Origin of the sequence: Acinetobacter sp. YH12135 (genome assembly GCF_013418565.1) — a bacterium.
Taxonomy (GTDB): domain Bacteria; phylum Pseudomonadota; class Gammaproteobacteria; order Pseudomonadales; family Moraxellaceae; genus Acinetobacter; species Acinetobacter towneri.
The window spans coordinates 84758-105060 of sequence record NZ_VPBU01000007.1; the positions used below are offsets into that span (position 1 = coordinate 84758).

Sequence of the window (20303 nt, forward strand, 5' to 3'; positions counted from 1 at the left end):
CTCAAAAATCAGCGATCAACATACAAAAAAATAGCCTGCAGGTGCAGGCTATTTGGTCTTTCAACTGTTCTCATCCTTTTAAACAGTTTGAATACGACGTACCAATAACAACATGAAAATGGCTGAAATAATAATACATGGAATGGCTGCTGAAATAACCCCAGCCGCACCAAAGCCTGCTGCCAACAACTGACCTGCAATAGCAGGGCCAAGCATTGCGCCTACACGACCAACAGCAGAGGCAACACCGACCCCAGTACCACGTACTTCGGTTGGGTAGACAATACTACCAAAAGCATATAACACGCCCTGACAGCCAATCACAAAAGCACCGACCAAAGCTGAAGCCATATACATTTGCATGAGTGAACCCGCTGCATTTAGAGCAAATAAACCTGCCAAAATACCACCATACATCAATAAAATCACGTAGGCTTTTTTCCAACGGTCGGTCAGCATACCCAAAATTACAGTACCGACTGTCGCACTCACCATGAAATAGAACTGTGCAGTACTGCCTTCTTTACGCGAGAAACCTAATTCCATAAATAAAGATGGTAACCAGCTCAACATGATGTAAACCACCATCAAGGTAAAGAAGTAACTCACCCAAATAAATAAGGTACGCAATAAGTTTTGTGAATTAAACAAATCTTTAAAAGATGCTTTTGGCGCAGCATTTTGTGCTGTGACATCTTTACCTGCCGCTTGTGCTTTTAAGAATTCACGTGATTCTGGCAATAACCACATCATCAATGGAATGACAATAAATGGCAGCAAACCACCCAAATAGAAAATGTTTTTCCAGTTTGAGCCAAAATCTGTACTGGCAATTAAAGATAAAATGGCTGCACCCACAGGCATACCACAATACATCAAGCCCACAGCACGACCACGGTTTTGTGGCGAAACAGCTTCAGATGCCAAAGTAATTAAAATTGGCATGGCTGCCCCTAAACCCGCACCTGCCAAGAAGCGCACCGCCAATAGGCTTTCAAAGCTATTCACCCACACCGTACATAAGGTAAATAAAGCAAAGACTGCTGTAGACCAGATTAATACTTTTTTACGACCAATACGGTCTGCAAAACGTCCGCCAACCAAAGCACCTGGCAATAAACCTAAAATACCCGCACTAAAAAATACCCCAAGCTGCGAGCTGTCTAAACCAAAATGCTCACGGATACCTGCCGCAGCAATACCTGCTGCCTGAATATCCAGACCTTCAATCACTGCAATTAAAAAGCAGATCGCGACGGTAATAACCGCATGCCGCGGATCGCTATGTTGTGTTGATCTATCCATTGGGTCCCTCTACTAGAATTAGATAGCCATGTGAAAGCCTGCATCTTGCGCAGTTTTAAACTGCAGCAATAGCTATCAATAAGTGTTAGACCAAAGTGAATTTTTTCAGATCAGCGCAAACGTGTTGCGCAGCATGTAGAAAAAAACATAGCGAAAAAAACAATAAATCTGGCAAATTACACGCTATTTTCCCGCTTAAAGCAGTAAATTCAGCGCAAGATTTCTCACCATTTAAGAAGTCAGCGACAACATAGGTAGACTTAAAAGCTATTATTCTTAAGAATCAAAAATCAAAATATCCCGATTAAAACACTCAGATATAAGAGCTATAAGCTCTGAATTGAGCGTTTTTTTATATAAATATCTAGGGTCTGTTGACAATTTGTCTATGTTTGCGGCGATACATATTTTTTAGCTGATATAAGGCATGAGACAGGAAATTTAGTCATTCTAAATGACTGGCACATAACGCAATAGCAGCAAAAAATATGCTCGCCCCCTTGCGCAGCAAACAAAGCAGCGCTTTGTTCTTGCTCATGTGGCTAAAAAAACGCTGATACCGTTGCGCCATACCAATGAAAATTTGGGTACAAAGGAGATGGTTATTATTTTTTTATTTTGAACAACAAGCTGCTGATCCTAAAATACTAAATTAAACAAAGTTTATGATTGCTTTGACGAAAGCATATTGTTCTGACACACTGAATCAGTCATAATTTGGCTAAGCATTATTTAATCAATTTGATTGAATTTTGACCCAAATCAAAATACTGCAACCATCCACATCTACCTTTTCTACACCTCTGTGGATGGAAAAATAGGATCTTTTTAAAAAATGACTCAGCAAGCACAGACCATTCAAGGCTCAATTGTCGCAATTGTCACCCCAATGTTAGAAGATGGCAGCGTAGATTGGAAAGGTCTCGAGAAGCTCGTTGAGTGGCACATAGAACAAGGTACCAACAGTATTGTTGCTGTAGGTACAACTGGTGAAGCATCGACCTTAAGTATGGAAGAGCACACCAAAGTGATCGCAGAAATTATTCGCGTCGCAAATAAGCGTATTCCTGTCATTGCTGGTACTGGTGCAAACTCAACGCATGAAGCCATCGAACTGACCAAAGAAGCACAACAATTGGGCGCAGATGCGGCCTTATTGGTAACGCCTTATTATAATAAGCCAACTCAGGAAGGTTTATACCAGCACTATAAAGCAATTGCAGAAGCAGTTGATTTACCTATCATTTTATATAATGTACCGGGTCGTACTGGTGTAGATATGTCAAATGAAACGGTCATCCGTCTTGCAGACATCCCAAATATTGTGGGCGTAAAAGATGCAACGGGCGATGTGCCACGTGGTCAGCAATTATTGGCTGGCTTAACAGGCAAAAACATGGTGGTGTATTCAGGCGATGACGCTACGGCATATCAATTGATGCTGCACGGTGCAAAAGGCAATATTTCTGTAACTGCCAATGTTGCACCAAAAGCCATGAGCCAAGTTTGCGCGGCTGCAATCGCAGGTGATGCTGCAGGTGCAGAGCAACAAAACAGTGCGATTGCAAATTTACACAATATTCTATTTTGTGAATCGAACCCAATTCCTGTGAAATGGGCACTTCATGAAATGGGATTAATTGGTACAGGAATTCGCCTGCCATTAACTCCGCTTGCAGAACAATATCGTGCACCGTTACGCGAAGCCCTTCAGGCTGCGGGTGTCATTCAATAAAAGAGCTTAGTATGATGCAATTACGTTTTGGTTTGATCGCCGCACTTTCAGTATTGAGTTTGGCTGGTTGTAGTTCTCTTGCCATCAATAATGGTTCATTGGACTATAAAGACGCCGCTACTTTAGCACCACTTCAATATCCAGAAGGTTCTGTGGTTCGACCTGCAACACCGTTGTATCCTGCACCAAGCGTTGACCCTTTAGCAACGGCAAATGCACCTAAGCTTGAAAATGCACGTGGCAACCGTTTTGCGATGCCACGTCCTGAAGCCATGCAAGCCAGCAGCAACACAGTTCAAGACAGTACGCAAATTGGACGTCCTCAACCCGTAGTTGACGGAAACCAAAATCCGTTGCTCAAAATTGATGGAAATTCTGCTACAATTTGGCAATACACACTTGCCACCCTCAGCAGTCTGAATTACAGCATTGTTGGTCAAAGTAAGAACCGTTACGAGGCAACCATTAAGGTCGATCAACAGATTTATGTCTTAAGATTGACCTCTGTCGGTTCGAGCAACAACCTAGCTGTATTCAATGCCGATAACAGCTTTGCAGATCAAGAAAAAGCTGCAGATCTGTTGGCCCAGATTTACCAAAATTGGCCAGCCTAGCCGTACTAGGCATTTTTTTTTGAAAAAGGTTCCCTCATGTTAAAACAAACCTTGCTCTATACTGGTAAAGCAAAATCTGTTTATACCACAGACAGTGCAGACCACCTGATTTTAGTCTTTCGTGATGATGCCTCTGCGTTCAATGGCGAAAAAATCGAACAACTAGATCGTAAAGGTAAGGTGAACAACCGTTTTAACGCCTTTATCATGGAAAAATTGGCTGAAGCGGGTATCGAAACTCACTTTGAAAAACTACTTACACCAAACGAAGTATTGGTGAAAAAGTTAGACATGATTCCTGTAGAGTGCGTTATTCGTAACTACGCTGCAGGTTCACTCTGCCGTCGTTTAGGTGTAGAAGAAGGTAAAGAACTGACCCCACCTACATTTGAATTGTTCTTTAAAGATGACGCTCTTGGCGACCCAATGGTAAACGAATCTCAAGCGATTGCTTTAGGTTGGGCCAATGCTGAACAATTGGCAAAAATGAAAGAATTAACTTACCAAGTCAACGATGTATTAAAAGCATTGTTTGATGCAGGTAACATGATTTTGGTCGACTTCAAACTTGAGTTTGGTGTATTCCACGACCGTATTGTGTTGGGTGATGAGTTCTCTCCAGACGGTTGCCGTTTATGGGACAAAGACACCAAGAAGAAACTCGACAAAGACCGTTTCCGTCAAGGTTTAGGCGGTGTGGTTGAAGCTTATGAAGAAGTTGCTGCACGTTTAGGCATCGACTTAGACAATATCTAATTCAAGCTTTTCAATTTTAAAAGCTGAATTCCCAAAACCGAGCAACATTGCTCGGTTTTTTGTATTTTGCTGTAGACCAAACAGGGTTTACAAACCAAATCTTTGAAAAAATCGCCCCATCCACAATGCCCAGTCTGTCTGCCTATTTTTAAATTTATCTGAATTTAAATTGTGTATTCTGCAATTCCGTGTATGCTTGTTGTCATACTAGAAAAATATGAAGTTCGTTTTAATCGTCTAAGTCCGTAGTTTTATTTTGTAATCCTTCGTTTGTTCAGATTTTAAGTCGCATCTTTTTCCCAGTTATTCCAAATCTTTTTTAGATTGCAACATATTAAAATTCAGCAGGATATTTCCCTATGTCAAATCCGACAATGAAAGGCACGGTAAAGTGGTTTAACGAAACTAAAGGTTTTGGTTTTATTCAACCAGAATCTGGTCCAGATGTGTTTGCGCATTTCAGCGAAATCGCACACTCAGGCTTCAAGACTTTACACGAAGGTCAGCAAGTTGAATTCAGCATTGCGCAAGGTCAAAAAGGCCCGAATGCTGTAAACATCAAACCGCTTTAAACCTTTGAATGCAGCACTCAAGGCTGCAAACAAATCTAAAAAAGCTCAAGTTGATTCTTGAGCTTTTTTTATGCCAATACTTTTACAAATATCTTTTCAGCTATACCAAATCGCTTAGGATTGAGTCTGCTGCCAACGACGTTGTTGTAAACGCTCACCTTCCACTTCACGTTTATTACGTGCCGACTCATACAACTTTGTGCCTTTCAGTTCAGGCGGCAAATAGTCCTGTAGCACAAAATGCTCTGGGTAATTGTGCGGATACAAATAATCTACGCCATAGCCTTGTTCTTTCATCAGTTTGGTCGGTGCATTACGCAAATGCAGTGGCACAGGTAAGTTGGCGGTTTTTTCAGCCAAATCCATGGCTTTATTAATTGCCAAATAAGTACTGTTACTTTTGGCACTGGTTGCCAAATATACTGCACATTGTCCTAAAATAATCCGCGCTTCGGGCATACCCAGCACTTGTACCGAGCGGAAACACTCGCCTGCCAATAACAAGGCATTCGGATTTGAATTGCCAATATCTTCCGAAGCAGCAATCAACATGCGACGCGCAATAAAGCTCGGGTCTTCACCGCCTTTGAGCATGCGCGCCATCCAATACAATGCAGCATCGGGGTCACTGCCACGAATTGACTTAATAAAAGCCGATACCAAATCATAATGTTGCTCGCCTGACTTGTCATAACGGGCAATGTTTTGTTGCGCAACCTTGACCACAATCGCGTTGGTGATGATATTTTCCACCTCGGGTTCAAAGGTGCTTGCCACCAAGTCCAGTAGGTTTAAAGCCTTGCGTGCATCACCTGCAGCAAACTGAATCAGAGCATCAAATTCTTCAATCTGAATATAACGGTCTTTTAAGAATTGATCTTGCTGAATGGCTTGAGTAAGCAAAGTCTGAATCGAATCGGCATCTAAAGCCTTTAAGGTATAGACCTGACAACGTGAAAGCAGCGCACTATTGACTTCAAAAGATGGATTTTCAGTGGTCGCACCAATTAAGGTGATTTTGCCCTTTTCCACCGCATTTAATAAGGCATCTTGCTGCGACTTATTAAAGCGATGAATTTCATCAATAAACACCACTGGTGTGAGCAAATCGCCGCCTTCGGCAATAATTTCACGCAGCTCTTTGACCCCAGTATTCAAGGCAGAAAGGCTGATAAAAGGACGATCTACCGCCTGCGCCAACAGCAAAGCGATGGTGGTTTTCCCCACCCCTGGTGGCCCCCAGAAAATAATTGAAGGCAAATGCCCCTGATCAATCATTTGGCGTAACGGCGCTTGCTCACCTAAAAGATGATCTTGACCAATAATTTGCGATAAATCGCGTGGACGCAAACGCTCAGGCAGTGGAATATGACTCTCTGACATCTTGTTATTTCTATACTTGACTTCAACCTAGTCTACTATGATCTCAAGCTTTGGAGTATTTCTAATCGTACCGATTTATCGCTAAAACACGATTCAAAGTTTATTCTGCAGTATGAATTAACGCACCCAACGCACCACATAATCTTCTATATCTTCTTCTGCAACATCCAGTTCTGAAATACAACGCCCTGCCGCAGATTTTTTGGCTTTAATCACACTTTGGCGTGAGCCCGTATTTAAGTAATGCCAAGATGGCAAATTTTTGCCCTGTTTTAAACGACGATAGGCACAACTTGGCGGCAACCAGTGAATTTTTTCTAGTTTTTCGGGGGAAAGTTGAATGCAATCGGGCACAAAGTCAAAGCGATTGGCATAATCTGAACAACGTGCTGTGTTACAGTCCAGTAACTTGCACGCCACTTTGGTATAGGCCACTTCTTGCGTGTCTTCATCTTCTAGTTTGACCAAACAGCATAAACCGCAACCATCGCACAAGGCTTCCCATTCCGCAGTATTTAAGGCATTCAGCGGATAGTTTTTCCAAAATTCAGGTCGTAATTGATCAGACATAGCGCACAGAAAATAACAAAACTGCGTCATTATAACAGCCTTGTTTCAACTTGTTGCTTTTGTTTAGTCTTTAAATGAATCAAACACTTAACTCAAACAACTGAACATTTAATACACAAAAACAAAACAGTGTGCTGCGTTCAGCTCCCTATACTAAATTCAGAAGCTATAAAAACACATGGAGAACAATTATGTTTCGTTGGGCTATAATCTTCGCAGTGATTGCGTTAATCGCGAGTTTACTTGGTTTTGGTGGTGTCGCAGGTTTATCCAAAGACTTTGCCATTATTTTATTGGTGATTGCTGTGATTTTGGCAATTGTTGGTTTCCTCTCTCGCGGAAAAATCTAGTGACCTCGTCTATAAATTCCTAAAAATCAGATAAAAAAGAAGGATTTTTCCTTCTTTTTTTATGTCCGCTTTTTACGCAACAAATGCCAATTTGGCTATTTTAAAAATATTTTCTCACATTTATAGGCAGTATTTACCCTGTTTTTAAAAATGCGTGCCATATTATTATGCTTTAATCATGGCATTGAAAACGATAAGGAATAAGGCATGGCTTTAGCAATCAAAACTCGCGAAATTGAATATACGGCTGCAGATGGCAGCAAACTGATCGGTTATTTTGCTGCACCAGAAACAGCACAAGCTGTCGCGGGGGTGATTGTCGCACCTGAATGGTGGGGACGTAACGAATACACCGAACAACGCGCGCGTGAATTGGCTGAACATGGTTTTGCAGCCTTAGCGATTGATATGTATGGCGATAAAAAAGTCACCACCACCGCAGCCCAAGCCAATGAATGGATGATGCAAACTTTTGCAGATGCTGACACAATTGTGACTCGTGCGTCTGCAGCTTTGGACACTTTAGCTGCCCAACCTGAAGTAAATCGCGATAAACTCGCTGCAATTGGTTTCTGTTATGGCGGCAAAGTCGTTCTGGATTTGGCTCGTTCTGGCGCAGCATTAAAAGCAGTGGTGACCTTCCACGCCAACCTCAGCCCGAAAGCCCCTGCACAACAAGGTCAGGTACAAGCCGAGATTTTGGTGTTGCATGGTGAACTGGACAGCATGGTGACTTTAGACGACGTCGCAAGTTTCCGTGAAGAAATGCACGCGGCTCAAGTAGAGCATGAAGTGATTATTTTTGAAGATGCCAAACACGGCTTTAGTAACCCTCAAGCTGATGAACGTGCCAAAGCCAATGGGGTCGATTTAGGCTATAACGCATCGGCAGAGCAACAAGGTTTAGCTGCCATGTATGAAGTGTTGGATCGTCGTTTAGCAGATTAATCTGCTGTTCACATTACGCAGCATATACTCAACGCAAGCCAAGAAAATTTTAAAGAAGAGGATATAACAATGACTGAGCAATGCCCTTATTGCAATTTTGATGATTATGATGTTTTGGCAAAAAATGAATTTGGGGTAATTTTGCCTGAACCCAATGCCCTGTCTAAAGGACATTGCGTGATCATTCCGCTACGTCACGTCGGCTCTTTTTTTGACATTACAGACAAAGAACGTAAAAGTTTATTGTCTTTATTAGAATTGGCGCGCAATGAGTTGCAATTGCGTCATCAACCTGCAGGTTTCCATGTGGGTTTTAATGATGGCGATGTGTTTGATGCTAAATCTGAGCATTTACACATCCACATTATTCCACGCTATGAAGGTCAGACCTTAAAATTGGATAACCGTTGGGGTATGAGCGGTCAAATTTAAACCACGACTCGTTTTATCCCAAACCAAGTGAAACCAAACCTAAAGAAGAAGATGCACGCTCATCTTCTTTTTTTATGCACGTAATTCCCACGCCAGTTTGGCTATACTAAGCCGCTACTTTACAAACTGGGTTCGCATGACTGCTTTTTCATTTTCCGATGCTCTCCTCACGTGGTTCGATCAACACGGACGCCATGACCTGCCGTGGCAAGTCGCCGATGATCCCTATGCGGTGTGGGTGTCTGAAATCATGCTGCAACAAACTCAGGTCAAAACCGTATTGCAATATTTTGAGCGTTTTTTGCAGCGCTTTCCGACAGTGCAAGATTTAGGACGTGCAACTTGGGATGAAGTTGCACCGTATTGGGCAGGTTTAGGCTATTACGCCCGCGCCCGCAACTTGCATAAAGCCGCAGCCATTGTGGCACAGCAAGGACATTTTCCAAGTACGCTCGAACAGTGGATGGCTTTGCCGGGCATTGGTCGCTCTACGGGTGGTGCCATGATGTCGCTGGGTTTACGCCAATACGGCGTCATTATGGATGGCAACGTCAAACGGGTTTTAGCACGTTTTTTTGCTATTGAAGATGATTTATCCAAACCTGTACATGAACGTGCCATGTGGCAACTGGCAGAACAGCTCTGCCCCGAAGTGCGTAATCACGACTATACGCAGGCTATTATGGATTTGGGCGCCACCATTTGTACCCCCAAAAAACCACTGTGCTTATATTGCCCAATGCAACAACACTGCAAAGCACATCAACAAGGTTTAGAGCAGGAATTGCCCTTTAAAAAACCGAAAAAAGCCGTACCCGTTAAATCTGCACAGGTCTTAGTACTGCAATGCGCAGATCAGTGGTTATGGCAACAACGTCCCAATACAGGACTTTGGGGTGGACTATGGTGTTTGCCTGTCATTGAAGATGCACAGGCTTTTGAGCAACTGTGTCAAAGCTTGAGCCTTAAACAGGTACAGCAACGCGCACAGATTTCACATAGCTTTACCCATTTCACTTGGCAGCTTGAAGCACTGTGTTTTCAGGTCGATGCTGATCTACAAGAACACTTGGCAATAGAACTGAATGCAGATTGGTATAGTCCGCAACAAGCCAGCGATTTGGGCATTCCGACGGCCATGAAAAAATTGATCTCGGCAATCAATCTGTGACATAGTCAAGCATCGTGATGAATGAAATCTTTGCTTTCACTGCCATTACAAGGATGTCTTATGTTTCGATGGATTGCTGTTTTAAGCCTGTCACTCTTTACCTTATTGATTGCGGCCTGTAGTTCTGCACCGAAACGTCCTAGTACCCCACTCCCGCCTGCCTTGGTGCAAAAACTCAATCAAATGAGTTTAAAAACTCGCTTGCCCATTCCTGTGCAGGGCATTAAAGCGCATCAGTTGAATGACACTTGGGGTGCATCTCGTAGTAGCGGACGTTTGCATGAAGGCATTGATATTCTTGCCGCCAAAGGCAGCAAAGTGTATAGCGCTACAGAAGGTTTAATTGCAGACTTACGCGATAATCGCTTAGGTGGTAAAGTAATTTGGATATTAGGGCCTGCAGGCACTTGGCATTACTATGCACACTTGGATGGACATAAACGCGGTTTAAACGTGGGCGATTATGTCAAGGCAGGAACGCATATTGGCTATGTCGGCAATACAGGCAACGCCCGACACACTGCCGCACATTTGCATTACGGACTTTATTTAAATGGTAAAGGACGCGGTGCGGTCAATCCTTATCCTTATTTACGTTAATTTTGTTAGGAACATTTCATGTCTGAAGCCTTGATAAATCGATTGGTGGAATTTGCAGAATCTGGCAATCAACAAAAAATTGTATTGGCAGGACAAGTCCATCAAGGCTGGGTCATGGAAATTACTGAAGATGCCCTGCTCATCAGCACAGGTTATTCAGATAAAGTTGGTAAAGACAACTGGATTTCCTTTCACGATCTGCAACAGGCAGAACTATATTATTGGGATAACCAACATGACCAATGGGCAGCATTTCAGCTTTAAGTCCGTCCCATTCACATCTATTCAGCTATCTATTCAACAAGGAGCATGACCCATGACGATACAACGCTGTGGTTGGTGTTCCGATGATCCGCTCTATATTGCCTATCATGATTTAGAGTGGGGACAAGCTGTATTTGCCGAAGTGCATTTATTTGAAATGCTGTGTTTAGAGGGACAGCAAGCAGGCTTGTCTTGGATTACTGTATTAAAAAAACGTGAAGCGTATCGTCAGCATTTTTTTCAATACAGCATTGCTGAAATTGCCGCCTTCAGTGATGATGATATTGCGCTCAAATTACAAGATGCTGGATTGATTCGACATCGAGGTAAATTACAAGCAATTCGTGACAACGCACGTGCATGGCAAAAACTAAAAGACGCCGATATAAACGTCGTGACATGGCTTTGGGGTTTTGTTGCACAGCAACCTATTAGGAATGATGTACCTGACTATCGTCTTGCGCCTGCACAAACCGACGCTAGTGTTGCCATGTCGAAAGCCTTAAAGAAAAATGGTTTTAAATTTGTAGGCCCGACCACCTGCTATGCTTTTATGCAAGCTGTAGGCATGGTCGATGATCATGAAAATCACTGTCACTTTAAAACAACATCTTAAAGCAACATCCAAGCTTTAGTATTCAAAACTGCTCAACCCATAATAGCAAGATCACCAATCAATACAGTCAGCCTTATGACAAGGACGGTGCAATATGAGTAATACCATTCGAGCCTATGCCGCAATGCAGGCAGGTGAAGCCCTGCAAGCCTATCAATTTGATGCGGGTGAACTGCAGGCGCATCAGGTAGAAGTCAAAGTCGAATATTGTGGCTTATGCCATTCCGATCTTTCAGTCATTCAAAATGACTGGCATTCCTCAGTATATCCTGTGGTGGCAGGACATGAAATTATTGGCACGATTACTCAATTGGGCAGTGAAGCCAAAGGTTTAACCGTGGGGCAACGTGTAGGCATTGGCTGGACTGCAGACAGTTGCCAACACTGCGATGCCTGTATTGCAGGCGAACAAGTGCTGTGCAGCAATGGCACTACCGCAACCATTGTGGGACATGCAGGTGGTTTTGCCGATAAAGTCCGTGCAGGTTGGCAATGGGTAATTCCATTACCCGATGAGGTCGATCCTGTCAGTGCAGGGCCTTTGCTCTGTGGTGGAATTACCGTATTTGATCCGATCTTGAAACATCAAATTCAGGCAGTACATCATGTTGCGGTGATTGGTATTGGTGGCTTGGGGCATATCGCCATCAAATTATTAAAAGCATGGGGCTGTGAAATTACGGCGTTCAGTTCCAATCCAGACAAAACCGCAGAATTACTGGCTATGGGTGCAGACCATGTAGTGAACAGCCGTGATGCTGCTGCCCTTAAAACCCAGCGTGGCAAGTTTGACCTGATTTTAAGTACGGTAAACGTAAGCTTGGACTGGAATGCTTATTTAAGTACGCTTGCACCACATGGCACTATTCACATGCTAGGTGTAGCGCTAGAACCCATGCAAATTAAGGCGGGCAGCTTAATTGGCGGTGCAAAATCGGTTACTGGTTCATCGACAGGTTCGCCTGCAGCGCTGCGTCAATTACTACAATTTGCCGCACGCAAACAGATTGCCCCACAGGTGGAAGTTTTTCCGATGTCACAAATCAATCAGGCAATTGAACATTTGCATCAGGGCAAGGCACGCTATCGGGTGGTGTTAAAGGCCGACTTTGACTGATTTTTAAGTTAAATCTTGCCCAATTTAACGGTCTTGCTCATCTCAGATGGGCAAGATTTATGTATAAAAAATGTTTTAGATATTCAGTCTGTTATAGAATAAACTGCGTAAGCAGCATATATTAAAAAGTTGAATCGACACAGGCTGCAAAGCCACGTGCCAAACTAGAAAAGTCTGTGAAAAAGTCTGCTAAGATGAATGCTGCTTTTTTAACTATAAAATGAATTTGAGAAAACCTATGAGTAAAGCCTTACCCATCGCTGTTGCTGTAATTTTAGGCGGTGCTGCACTTGTTCCTGTTTATTATGCCTCTCAAAACCCAGCAGTGGCGACCTCTAAAGCGTCGGCAAATGCTTCTGCGGTTGAAAAAATCAGCTACGCTTTGGGTTATGAAGTGGCACATCAAACCCCACCAGAGCTAGACATCAACAGCTTTGTAACAGGTGTGCGTGAAGGTCATGCGCGTAAACAACCTGCCTACACCGAAGAAGAATTACAAAAAGCCTATGAGCAATTCCAGCAAGAGTTGCAACAAAAACAAGCCACTCAAGCGCAAGCTGCACAAACAGCCAGTGATTCATTCTTAACTGAAAATGGCAAAAAAGCAGGCGTACAAACCACAGCTTCTGGCTTGCAATATCAAGTGATTAAAGAAGGCACAGGCAAACAGCCAACGGCAAGCTCTGTGGTCAAAGTGCACTACACGGGTAAACTGGTCGATGGCAAAGTATTTGACAGCTCGGTACAACGTGGTGAGCCAATTGAATTCCCACTGAATCAAGTCATTCCGGGCTGGACTGAAGGTTTACAGCTCATGAAGGAAGGCGGTAAAGCTACGCTGTATATTCCATCGAAACTGGGCTACGGCGAACAAGGTGTACCAGGCATGATTCCTGCCAACAGCACCTTAATTTTTGATGTTGAACTGATTGAAGTGAAATAACAACATCACCCTTTCAGGAGAGCTTGGCTCTCCTGTATGGTCTTAGGACGAAAAGAATGAAAAAACACCTTGCCCTTGTGTGTATCGCACTGCTCAGCAGTGGCAGTTTTGCCAAAACCGTGACCAATAAAAGTCCTGTTGCAGATCAGGTCGGTTATAGCTTTGGTTATTTAATGGGGCGCAGCAATGCGGAAACCTTAAAAGATATTGATCTCGAAGCCTTCATTGCTGGCTTAAAAATGGCAACACAAGACCAAGCCGCCAGTTTAAGCGATGAAGAAATGGCACGAGTGCTGACTCAATTCAAAAAGCAAGCCGAAGCCAAACAACTGATTGAGCTTAAAAAAGTAGCCGATAGCAATGCTAAAATTGGGCAAGCCTTTTTAAACAATAATGCCAAAAAGGCAGGGGTCAAAGTCACCAAGTCTGGCTTGCAATATCAAGTCTTACAGGCAGGTACTGGCAAATCACCCAAAGCCACCTCTACCGTTAAAGTCCATTATGAAGGTCGTTTAATTGATGGTACGGTATTTGACAGTTCTATCGCCCGCGATCAAGCTGCAGAATTTCAGGTCAGCCAAGTCATTCAAGGTTGGACTGAAGGCTTACAACTCATGAAAGTTGGTGCCAAATATCGCTTCTTTATTCCTGCTGCTCTAGCCTACGGTCAAATTGGCTCAGGCGATGCAATTGAGCCAAACAGCACGCTTATTTTTGATGTGGAACTTTTAGAAATTGTAAAATAATCCAAAGCCGCATCATCTTTAAACAAAAAAATACCGCAATTTAAATTGCGGTATTTTTTCAGATCAACTTCGCTTCATTAAGGTTTTAAATGACGTGGTCTAAAACCCGTTGCCAACAATCCAACCCCATAGGCCACTACGCCCACCACACACAGCGCAGTGACTTCTGCCACACGCATCCATTGTGATACATCACCGTTATACCAAGTTAAGGCATACCACAACGCAGCAATCATCACGGCATTTGCCACTGCAAACTGCACCATGAGTTTTTTCCAGTGCGCACCAAAACGGAAAATCTTGCGTTGATGCAAATAGAAATACAACATGCCTGCATTCACCAAAGCCGAACCTGATGATGCCAGTGCCAATGCCATGTGTTCAGCTTGCCAGTCAATCAGTTTAAAGAAGCCAATAAACACCACGTTTAAAATCGCATTGGCAGCCACAGCCATTAAACCCACACGTACTGGTGTTTTGGTGTCTTGCTGTGCATAAAAACCCGGTGCAAAGACTTTAATCAGCATGAATGAAATCACCCCTGCACTCATACATTGCAAGGCCAAAGCGGTCATTTGCGTATCTTTAAAACTAAACTGACCACGCTCAAACAAGGCTTGGATAATAGGCGTTGATAACATAAACAGTGCAATACTGGCAGGGACACCTACCAAAATAATCACCCGTGCAGCCCAGTCCATCATGCCGCGGAATTTATCCATATTTTGTTCTGCATGACGCGCAGACAGTGACGGTAAAATGACCGTCCCAATCGCTACACCAATTAAGCCCAAAGGTAGCTCTGTCATACGTTCCGCACTATACAACCACGACACCGAACCATCCTGCATAAAAGATGCCCAAATGGTGTTGAGTAGCAGGTTAATTTGCGTGACCGATACCCCAAATAAAGCAGGCAGCATCAGCTTCATAATCCGATCCACCCCTTCATGCTTGAAATCAACTTTAGGGGGAATCAGCAGCTTTTTACGCCATAGTTCTGGAATTTGAATCGCAAGTTGTAAAGCACCCGCGATAATCACCGCCCAACCCAGTGCCATAATCGGCTCTGCCATGTACGGTGTGAGCCATAATGCACCTGCAATCATCGCCACATTCAGCAATACAGGCGCAAAGGCAGGCGTGGTAAATGAGCCATAGCTGTTCAAAATACTGCTGGCAAATGCCGTCAGCGACATAAACAACAAATAAGGAATGGTCAGGCGGAACATATCGGTGGCTAGCGCAAACTTTTCAGGGTCGCTATGGAAACCCGGTGCGTAGATATACATCACCGCAGGCGCAGCCACCATGGCGGTAAAGGTTAGCCCTGTCATTACCGTCATTAAACAGCCAAAAACCCGACTAATTAAAATTTGTACTTCGGCATGAGTGCGGCTGGTTTTATATTCGGTCAATACAGGAATAAATGCCTGCGAAAACGCCCCTTCGGCAAACAGTCGCCTGAAAAAGTTGGGGATACGAAACGCCACCACAAAGGTATCGAAATCTTTACCTGCACCAAACACATTCAGCAATACCACATCGCGGACTAATCCTAGCACCCGTGACAGCATGGTCATTGCACTGACAATAAAGGTCGATCGCCAAAGCGCCATCGTTACCACCCAATTAAAAATTTAGTCGCTATTGTAATCAAAGCATCAACAAAGTTTTGTTATTGATTGATCAATTTTTCCTGTGATGTCGAAGCTTTAAGTTGAGATAACTGTTCACGAAAATACTGCCAGTCAAAATACGGCCCCGGATCAGTTTTACGTCCCGGTGCAATATCGGAATGTCCTGCAATATGCTGTTGAATACTCGGATAGGCCTGCTGCAAACTGTGTACCACCTGCACCAAACTCTGATATTGCGCTGTTTCAAAAGGCAAGTCATCACTGCCCTCTAATTCAATCCCAATTGAATAGTCATTACATTCAGGCTGTGCCAAATAACTAGAACGCCCCGCATGCCACGCCCGATCTGCAAAATTAACAAATTGCAGCACCTCGCCTGTTCTTAAAATCAACAAATGTGCCGAAACCTGCAGGCCCTGAATGGTCTGAAAGTAAGGATGCTGCGACCAATCCATTTGGTTCTGAAAAAATTGCTCAATATAACCGCCACCAAATTGTGACGGCGGCAAACTAATATTGTGAATGACCAGCAATTGAATCTCTTGGTCTGTCGGACGGGCGTTGAAATTCGGAGATGGGATTTGTCTTGCCCCTTGTAATTGACCCTCAACCACCTGAAACGACGGCACATGCTGCATAAGGCAATCCCCAAACCATTAGAATAGAAAACTAGAACACAAATTTCAGTTTAATGCCAACGCGTGACAATGAACATCTTAAATTACACCCGAACGTGGCTAAAAAACACATCCAGGCGCAGAACAGTGTTAATATAACGCGCAATTTTCATGGGCAAGATCGACACGGAAAATCTTATGAGCATCTCTCCAGCTTTGCTTGAACAATCCATCCAAATCAATATTCAGCAAGCCTTGCAAGAAGATATTGGCGATGGTGATATTACCGCATTATTGACCCCTGAAGATGAGCAGGCCACTGCCACCATTATTAGCCGTGAAGACATGATTTTGGCAGGTCAACCGTGGGTAAATGCCCTGATTCAAGCATACGATTCCAATGTGCAAGTCACGTGGTTAAAAAATGATGGCGACCACGTTGCTGCCAATGAAGCCTTTTTGAAATTGGCAGGTTCTGCACGCAGCCTGTTAACGGTAGAACGCCCTGCGCTGAATTTTGTGCAAACCCTGTCTGCTGTTGCGACTAAAACCGCAGCCTATGTGCAACAACTTGAAGGCTTAAATACCAAACTGCTAGATACCCGTAAAACCTTACCAGGTTTACGCATTGCACAAAAATATGCTGTCACGGTCGGTGGTGGACAAAACCATCGTTTAGGCTTATTTGATGCCTTTTTGATTAAAGAAAATCACATTATGGCAGCAGGCGGCATTACTCAGGCAATTGCCAAAGCACATGCCATTGCTCCGGGCAAACCTGTAGAAGTTGAAGTGGAAACTTGGGATGAACTAAATCAAGCCCTTGAAGCCAAAGCTGATATTGTGATGTTGGATAACTTTAGCCAGCAACAAATGATTGATGCGGTCAAGCATGTGGCAGGTCGTTGCAAACTTGAAGCGTCGGGCAACATCACCATTGAAAATTTACGTGAAGTGGCTAGTACAGGCGTAGATTATATTTCGATGGGTGTTTTAACCAAAGATGTCAAAGCTGTGGATTTATCAATGCGTTTTAATGCGTAAACGATTACTTTTAAAATTAAGGGTGCAATCTGCACCCTTAATTTTTTCCAAAAATTGATTTTAAGGAGGCAAATGAGCCTCCTTTTTTTATGCCTCAATTTTGAATTTAATCATCGTCCTTGTTGTCGTTGTCGTTGTCGTTGTCGTTGTCGTTGTCGTTGTCGTTGTCGTTGTCGTTGTCGTTGTCGTTGTCGTTGTCGTTGTCGTTGTCGTTGTCAGAAGCTTGACCGAGTACACTACGATTGTCTTCATTTTCACGCTCAGTACGTGAATCACATGCAGTTAAAAACAACATCATGGCAGACATTAAAATAATCAATAGTTTCATGCTTTCCTCCTCTTTTCATTCAGGCTCTTTGCATACAGTTTTCCATCTTAAAAGAACGCATCCTGCAATATTGTAGCTTTTTGCTTCACGCTTCCTATCGCAATCTAAATCTCATCCATAAAAAAACGCATCCGAAGATGCGCTCTTAAACAGCAGAAAAACATCAAAAAGCTTAGCTTACCAACCTAAAGCTTGCTGCTGTTTTTTTACCAATTCCTGAATACCTTTTTCTGCCATTTCCAACATGGCATTACATTGCACACGATTAAACGGCTTATCTTCAGCAGTACCCTGAATTTCAATAAATTCACCTGCTTGTGTCATCACCACGTTTAAATCAGTTTGGCAATTTGAATCTTCTTCATAGCACAAATCCAATAACACTTGGTCTTGGTACATGCCCACAGAAATTGCAGCCACCAAACCCTTTAATGGGTCATGCTTAATTTTTTTCTTTTCCAGCAACACATTCATAGCATCAATCAATGCCACTGCTGCACCTGTAATGGCTGCAGTACGGGTACCGCCATCGGCCTGAATCACATCACAGTCAATGGTAATGGTGTTTTCACCCAGTTTCTTCAAATCGACCATGGCACGCAAGCTACGACCAATTAAGCGCTGAATTTCCTGTGTACGTCCGCTTTGTTTACCACGCGCCGCTTCACGGTCACTACGGGTATGAGTTGAACGTGGCAACATGCCATATTCTGCAGTTACCCAACCTTGTCCCTGCCCTTTTAAAAAGCGCGGTACAGAGTTATCAATACTTGCGGTACACAAAACTTTGGTATGACCAAACTCTACCAACACTGAACCTTCAGCATAGCGAGTATAGTTACGGGTAATTTTTACCTCACGTAATTGATCTAAAGCTCGTTGGTCAATACGCATAATGTGTCCTTATTTTTGGCTCAAATAAATTGCCCGCAAGTATAACAGATGCCACAGCGCAGGTCGCTTTTCCAAAGCTTGACGTGTGCTGTTTCGGTAAATTTTGCCTGTATTTTACAAAGTGGCTTCATTCATCTTTTAGTATTATCGTGAAACACAGGTTTTTGTTAGACTGCGCGGCACTGGCAGAATCAGGAAATACAATGTCGATTCGGGAAGAACGAAAACAACAAAGTCGTCAGGCAATTATGGATGCAGTGCTGCAACTCAGCAGCGCAGGACGTGCATTTAGCAGCATTAGCTTAAGAGAAATTTCACGACAGATTGGACTGGTGCCCACCGCATTTTATCGGCATTTTCAAGATATGGATGAGTTGGGGCTAGATTTGGTCGATCAAGTTGCCTTGCACATTAAAGGTATTTTGTATCAGTTGGGACAAGCTTATTTATACCAACCCGATGCACAGACCGAAAAGGCATTGACCCTATTTTTTAAATCTGTCGATCAACATCCACAACAATGGATTTTTTTAATTGCCGAACGCTGGGGCGGTTCGACCATTTTACGGCAAGCCATCGCCCGTGAAATTGATTTTTTAATTGAAGATTTAGCTAATGATTTACAACGGGTCGAAAGCGTACAACATTTTCAGCATGCTGAAGATTTTCACATTCTGGCCAATATTTTAATTAATTTATCGTTAAATTGGGCAATGAGCTGGATTGGTTTAGAACGCCAATTTGAAGCCGAAAAATTACCTGAACAACAGCAGCGTTTTATTCAACAAACCATTACTCAAGTACATTTATTATTTCGTGGCATTTGCCACTGGCAACGTCCGCAGCCTGTCGCAGATTAAACATACAACACACTTTTAACCTGCATTAAAAAAACCGCAATGACGTTGCAATCATTGCGGTTTTTAGCGATGCGCTGCTGATTCAGCCTTGCATCATCTTGTTATTGCATCTGCTTATTTCTTAGCTTTACGCTCTTGATCAACCAAGTAGTTCACTACTTGAATCACTTTGCCGTTATCGCCTTGAACGATATATTTACCATTCACCACCACCGCAGGTACACCTGTCAATTGGTACTGACGCGCCAATTGTTTAGCTTGTGAAATTTTAGAGGTGATCGCAAACGAGTTAAACATGCTGTTAAATTTCGCTTCAGGTACACCATATTTCACAAAGAATTTAGCTTGTGATTGTTGGTCAAAAATTTGCTGACCTTTGTCATGAATGGCATGGAAAAGTGGCAAGTGAGTTTTCTTGCGCACACCCAAAGCTTCAGACACATAATAACCACGTGCATTCATTTCCCAAACAGGATTCATGGCTGCAGGAGTACGCACAAAATTCACATCTTTAGGTAACTGGCGTAACCATGTTTGCATATATGGTTCTAAAGTAAAGCAGTGACCACAGCCATACCAAAAGAACTCACGCACTTCAATTTTACCCGGTACATCAACCTTACCCGGGTTGGCGACAACGCTATAATCTTTACCTGCTACAAAATTTGCCGCCATAGTGCTACCAGAAATAGCAAAGATGGCAGTTGCCAAACTACCTAAAAGGAATTTTTTCATTGCGTTTATAATCCTCTAAATCATTCTGTTTAGTGTATGGCAACACTATAAATCAATTATGCT

The 20303-nt window shown here is 43.1% G+C and carries 24 protein-coding genes; 16 read left to right on the plus strand and 8 right to left on the minus strand.

Annotation, left to right across the window (positions count from 1 at the left end):
• Positions 1-78: 78 nt before the first annotated feature.
• A complete protein-coding gene (gene mhpT / locus FTU70_RS05825) occupies positions 79-1305 on the minus strand; it encodes a 3-(3-hydroxy-phenyl)propionate transporter MhpT (RefSeq protein ID WP_179988768.1) in 1227 nt (408 codons plus the stop codon).
• Between the two features lie 835 nt (positions 1306-2140).
• Between mhpT and dapA the strand changes: the two genes are divergently transcribed.
• The 4 genes from dapA to FTU70_RS05845 all read left to right on the plus strand — a co-directional run bounded on the left by dapA (position 2141) and on the right by FTU70_RS05845 (position 4982).
• Positions 2141-3040, plus strand: a complete 900-nt coding sequence (gene dapA / locus FTU70_RS05830) for a 4-hydroxy-tetrahydrodipicolinate synthase (protein ID WP_131261232.1) — start codon at positions 2141-2143, stop codon at positions 3038-3040.
• A gap of 14 nt (positions 3041-3054) precedes the next feature.
• The gene (locus tag FTU70_RS05835; RefSeq protein WP_179990751.1) at positions 3055-3654 is read left to right on the plus strand and encodes a lipoprotein-34 precursor (NlpB); all 600 of its coding nucleotides are present in this window, start codon (positions 3055-3057) and stop codon (positions 3652-3654) included.
• 36 nt (positions 3655-3690) lie between these two features.
• Entirely contained in the window at positions 3691-4410 is a 720-nt protein-coding gene (purC, locus tag FTU70_RS05840) for a phosphoribosylaminoimidazolesuccinocarboxamide synthase (RefSeq protein ID WP_004974116.1), read from the plus strand.
• Between the two features lie 359 nt (positions 4411-4769).
• Positions 4770-4982 (plus strand): cold-shock protein, encoded by a 213-nt coding sequence (locus FTU70_RS05845; protein ID WP_004974113.1) that lies wholly within the window; start codon positions 4770-4772, stop codon positions 4980-4982.
• A gap of 114 nt (positions 4983-5096) precedes the next feature.
• Here the strand turns inward: FTU70_RS05845 and FTU70_RS05850 are convergent, their stop codons facing one another.
• Both FTU70_RS05850 and FTU70_RS05855 read right to left on the minus strand, forming a co-directional pair.
• Complete coding sequence (locus FTU70_RS05850) at positions 5097-6365, minus strand: replication-associated recombination protein A (protein ID WP_004974112.1); 1269 nt, start codon at positions 6363-6365, stop codon at positions 5097-5099.
• 117 nt (positions 6366-6482) lie between these two features.
• Positions 6483-6935, minus strand: a complete 453-nt coding sequence (locus FTU70_RS05855; RefSeq protein WP_026438343.1) for a YcgN family cysteine cluster protein — start codon at positions 6933-6935, stop codon at positions 6483-6485.
• Between the two features lie 191 nt (positions 6936-7126).
• Between FTU70_RS05855 and FTU70_RS05860 the strand changes: the two genes are divergently transcribed.
• The 10 genes from FTU70_RS05860 to FTU70_RS05905 all read left to right on the plus strand — a co-directional run bounded on the left by FTU70_RS05860 (position 7127) and on the right by FTU70_RS05905 (position 14122).
• Positions 7127-7285, plus strand: a complete 159-nt coding sequence (locus tag FTU70_RS05860; RefSeq protein WP_004974108.1) for a DUF1328 domain-containing protein — start codon at positions 7127-7129, stop codon at positions 7283-7285.
• 207 nt (positions 7286-7492) lie between these two features.
• On the plus strand, positions 7493-8233 hold the full coding sequence (locus FTU70_RS05865; RefSeq protein WP_136144130.1) for a dienelactone hydrolase family protein: 741 nt from the start codon (positions 7493-7495) through the stop codon (positions 8231-8233).
• A 69-nt stretch (positions 8234-8302) separates the two neighbouring features.
• On the plus strand, positions 8303-8665 hold the full coding sequence (locus FTU70_RS05870) for an HIT family protein (RefSeq protein ID WP_070155794.1): 363 nt from the start codon (positions 8303-8305) through the stop codon (positions 8663-8665).
• A gap of 136 nt (positions 8666-8801) precedes the next feature.
• The gene (gene mutY / locus FTU70_RS05875) at positions 8802-9836 is read left to right on the plus strand and encodes an A/G-specific adenine glycosylase (protein ID WP_131261235.1); all 1035 of its coding nucleotides are present in this window, start codon (positions 8802-8804) and stop codon (positions 9834-9836) included.
• A gap of 60 nt (positions 9837-9896) precedes the next feature.
• Positions 9897-10436 carry a M23 family metallopeptidase gene (locus tag FTU70_RS05880; RefSeq protein WP_131261236.1) on the plus strand — a complete coding sequence of 180 codons (540 nt, stop codon included), beginning with the start codon at positions 9897-9899 and terminating at the stop codon, positions 10434-10436.
• A gap of 18 nt (positions 10437-10454) precedes the next feature.
• Positions 10455-10700 (plus strand): hypothetical protein, encoded by a 246-nt coding sequence (locus FTU70_RS05885; protein WP_104852758.1) that lies wholly within the window; start codon positions 10455-10457, stop codon positions 10698-10700.
• Positions 10701-10752: 52 nt separating this feature from the next.
• Positions 10753-11316: a DNA-3-methyladenine glycosylase I gene (locus FTU70_RS05890; RefSeq protein ID WP_104852759.1), complete on the plus strand. Its 564-nt coding sequence runs from the start codon at positions 10753-10755 to the stop codon at positions 11314-11316.
• Between the two features lie 94 nt (positions 11317-11410).
• Positions 11411-12433 carry an NAD(P)-dependent alcohol dehydrogenase gene (locus FTU70_RS05895; RefSeq protein ID WP_004974093.1) on the plus strand — a complete coding sequence of 341 codons (1023 nt, stop codon included), beginning with the start codon at positions 11411-11413 and terminating at the stop codon, positions 12431-12433.
• Positions 12434-12671: 238 nt separating this feature from the next.
• Positions 12672-13376: an FKBP-type peptidyl-prolyl cis-trans isomerase gene (locus FTU70_RS05900; protein WP_004974091.1), complete on the plus strand. Its 705-nt coding sequence runs from the start codon at positions 12672-12674 to the stop codon at positions 13374-13376.
• Between the two features lie 56 nt (positions 13377-13432).
• Complete coding sequence (locus FTU70_RS05905) at positions 13433-14122, plus strand: FKBP-type peptidyl-prolyl cis-trans isomerase (RefSeq protein ID WP_004974089.1); 690 nt, start codon at positions 13433-13435, stop codon at positions 14120-14122.
• A gap of 77 nt (positions 14123-14199) precedes the next feature.
• Here FTU70_RS05905 and murJ read toward each other — a convergent pair whose 3' ends face one another.
• Together murJ and ampD are read right to left on the minus strand one after the other, a co-directional pair.
• Complete coding sequence (murJ, locus tag FTU70_RS05910; RefSeq protein WP_171287394.1) at positions 14200-15750, minus strand: murein biosynthesis integral membrane protein MurJ; 1551 nt, start codon at positions 15748-15750, stop codon at positions 14200-14202.
• 50 nt (positions 15751-15800) lie between these two features.
• The gene (gene ampD, locus FTU70_RS05915) at positions 15801-16400 is read right to left on the minus strand and encodes a 1,6-anhydro-N-acetylmuramyl-L-alanine amidase AmpD (protein ID WP_180008549.1); all 600 of its coding nucleotides are present in this window, start codon (positions 16398-16400) and stop codon (positions 15801-15803) included.
• A gap of 177 nt (positions 16401-16577) precedes the next feature.
• On the opposite strand from ampD, the gene nadC reads away from it, so the two are divergent.
• Positions 16578-17423: a carboxylating nicotinate-nucleotide diphosphorylase gene (gene nadC, locus FTU70_RS05920; RefSeq protein ID WP_154320159.1), complete on the plus strand. Its 846-nt coding sequence runs from the start codon at positions 16578-16580 to the stop codon at positions 17421-17423.
• A 106-nt stretch (positions 17424-17529) separates the two neighbouring features.
• Here the strand turns inward: nadC and FTU70_RS05925 are convergent, their stop codons facing one another.
• Together FTU70_RS05925 and rph are read right to left on the minus strand one after the other, a co-directional pair.
• Entirely contained in the window at positions 17530-17751 is a 222-nt protein-coding gene (locus FTU70_RS05925; RefSeq protein ID WP_179994338.1) for a hypothetical protein, read from the minus strand.
• Positions 17752-17928: 177 nt separating this feature from the next.
• Positions 17929-18645: a ribonuclease PH gene (gene rph, locus FTU70_RS05930; protein ID WP_004974074.1), complete on the minus strand. Its 717-nt coding sequence runs from the start codon at positions 18643-18645 to the stop codon at positions 17929-17931.
• 203 nt (positions 18646-18848) lie between these two features.
• Here rph and FTU70_RS05935 point away from each other — a divergent pair, with 203 nt between their 5' ends.
• Complete coding sequence (locus tag FTU70_RS05935) at positions 18849-19505, plus strand: TetR family transcriptional regulator (RefSeq protein ID WP_004974072.1); 657 nt, start codon at positions 18849-18851, stop codon at positions 19503-19505.
• Between the two features lie 114 nt (positions 19506-19619).
• Here the strand turns inward: FTU70_RS05935 and FTU70_RS05940 are convergent, their stop codons facing one another.
• On the minus strand, positions 19620-20240 hold the full coding sequence (locus tag FTU70_RS05940) for a thiol:disulfide interchange protein DsbA/DsbL (protein WP_004974070.1): 621 nt from the start codon (positions 20238-20240) through the stop codon (positions 19620-19622).
• Between the last annotated feature and the right edge of the window lie 63 nt (positions 20241-20303).

Excerpts from the sequence above, each read along its gene's own strand:
- mhpT (WP_179988768.1), bottom strand. The coding sequence starts at position 1,305 with ATGGATAGATCAACACAACATAGCGATCCGCGGCATGCGGTTATTACC.
- dapA (WP_131261232.1), top strand. The coding sequence starts at position 2,141 with ATGACTCAGCAAGCACAGACCATTCAAGGCTCAATTGTCGCAATTGTC.
- FTU70_RS05835 (WP_179990751.1), top strand. The coding sequence starts at position 3,055 with ATGCAATTACGTTTTGGTTTGATCGCCGCACTTTCAGTATTGAGTTTG.
- purC (WP_004974116.1), top strand. The coding sequence starts at position 3,691 with ATGTTAAAACAAACCTTGCTCTATACTGGTAAAGCAAAATCTGTTTAT.
- FTU70_RS05845 (WP_004974113.1), top strand. The coding sequence starts at position 4,770 with ATGTCAAATCCGACAATGAAAGGCACGGTAAAGTGGTTTAACGAAACT.
- FTU70_RS05850 (WP_004974112.1), bottom strand. The coding sequence starts at position 6,365 with ATGTCAGAGAGTCATATTCCACTGCCTGAGCGTTTGCGTCCACGCGAT.
- FTU70_RS05855 (WP_026438343.1), bottom strand. The coding sequence starts at position 6,935 with ATGTCTGATCAATTACGACCTGAATTTTGGAAAAACTATCCGCTGAAT.
- FTU70_RS05860 (WP_004974108.1), top strand. The coding sequence starts at position 7,127 with ATGTTTCGTTGGGCTATAATCTTCGCAGTGATTGCGTTAATCGCGAGT.
- FTU70_RS05865 (WP_136144130.1), top strand. The coding sequence starts at position 7,493 with ATGGCTTTAGCAATCAAAACTCGCGAAATTGAATATACGGCTGCAGAT.
- FTU70_RS05870 (WP_070155794.1), top strand. The coding sequence starts at position 8,303 with ATGACTGAGCAATGCCCTTATTGCAATTTTGATGATTATGATGTTTTG.
- mutY (WP_131261235.1), top strand. The coding sequence starts at position 8,802 with ATGACTGCTTTTTCATTTTCCGATGCTCTCCTCACGTGGTTCGATCAA.
- FTU70_RS05880 (WP_131261236.1), top strand. The coding sequence starts at position 9,897 with ATGTTTCGATGGATTGCTGTTTTAAGCCTGTCACTCTTTACCTTATTG.
- FTU70_RS05885 (WP_104852758.1), top strand. The coding sequence starts at position 10,455 with ATGTCTGAAGCCTTGATAAATCGATTGGTGGAATTTGCAGAATCTGGC.
- FTU70_RS05890 (WP_104852759.1), top strand. The coding sequence starts at position 10,753 with ATGACGATACAACGCTGTGGTTGGTGTTCCGATGATCCGCTCTATATT.
- FTU70_RS05895 (WP_004974093.1), top strand. The coding sequence starts at position 11,411 with ATGAGTAATACCATTCGAGCCTATGCCGCAATGCAGGCAGGTGAAGCC.
- FTU70_RS05900 (WP_004974091.1), top strand. The coding sequence starts at position 12,672 with ATGAGTAAAGCCTTACCCATCGCTGTTGCTGTAATTTTAGGCGGTGCT.
- FTU70_RS05905 (WP_004974089.1), top strand. The coding sequence starts at position 13,433 with ATGAAAAAACACCTTGCCCTTGTGTGTATCGCACTGCTCAGCAGTGGC.
- ampD (WP_180008549.1), bottom strand. The coding sequence starts at position 16,400 with ATGCAGCATGTGCCGTCGTTTCAGGTGGTTGAGGGTCAATTACAAGGG.
- nadC (WP_154320159.1), top strand. The coding sequence starts at position 16,578 with ATGAGCATCTCTCCAGCTTTGCTTGAACAATCCATCCAAATCAATATT.
- FTU70_RS05925 (WP_179994338.1), bottom strand. The coding sequence starts at position 17,751 with ATGAAACTATTGATTATTTTAATGTCTGCCATGATGTTGTTTTTAACT.
- rph (WP_004974074.1), bottom strand. The coding sequence starts at position 18,645 with ATGCGTATTGACCAACGAGCTTTAGATCAATTACGTGAGGTAAAAATT.
- FTU70_RS05935 (WP_004974072.1), top strand. The coding sequence starts at position 18,849 with ATGTCGATTCGGGAAGAACGAAAACAACAAAGTCGTCAGGCAATTATG.
- FTU70_RS05940 (WP_004974070.1), bottom strand. The coding sequence starts at position 20,240 with ATGAAAAAATTCCTTTTAGGTAGTTTGGCAACTGCCATCTTTGCTATT.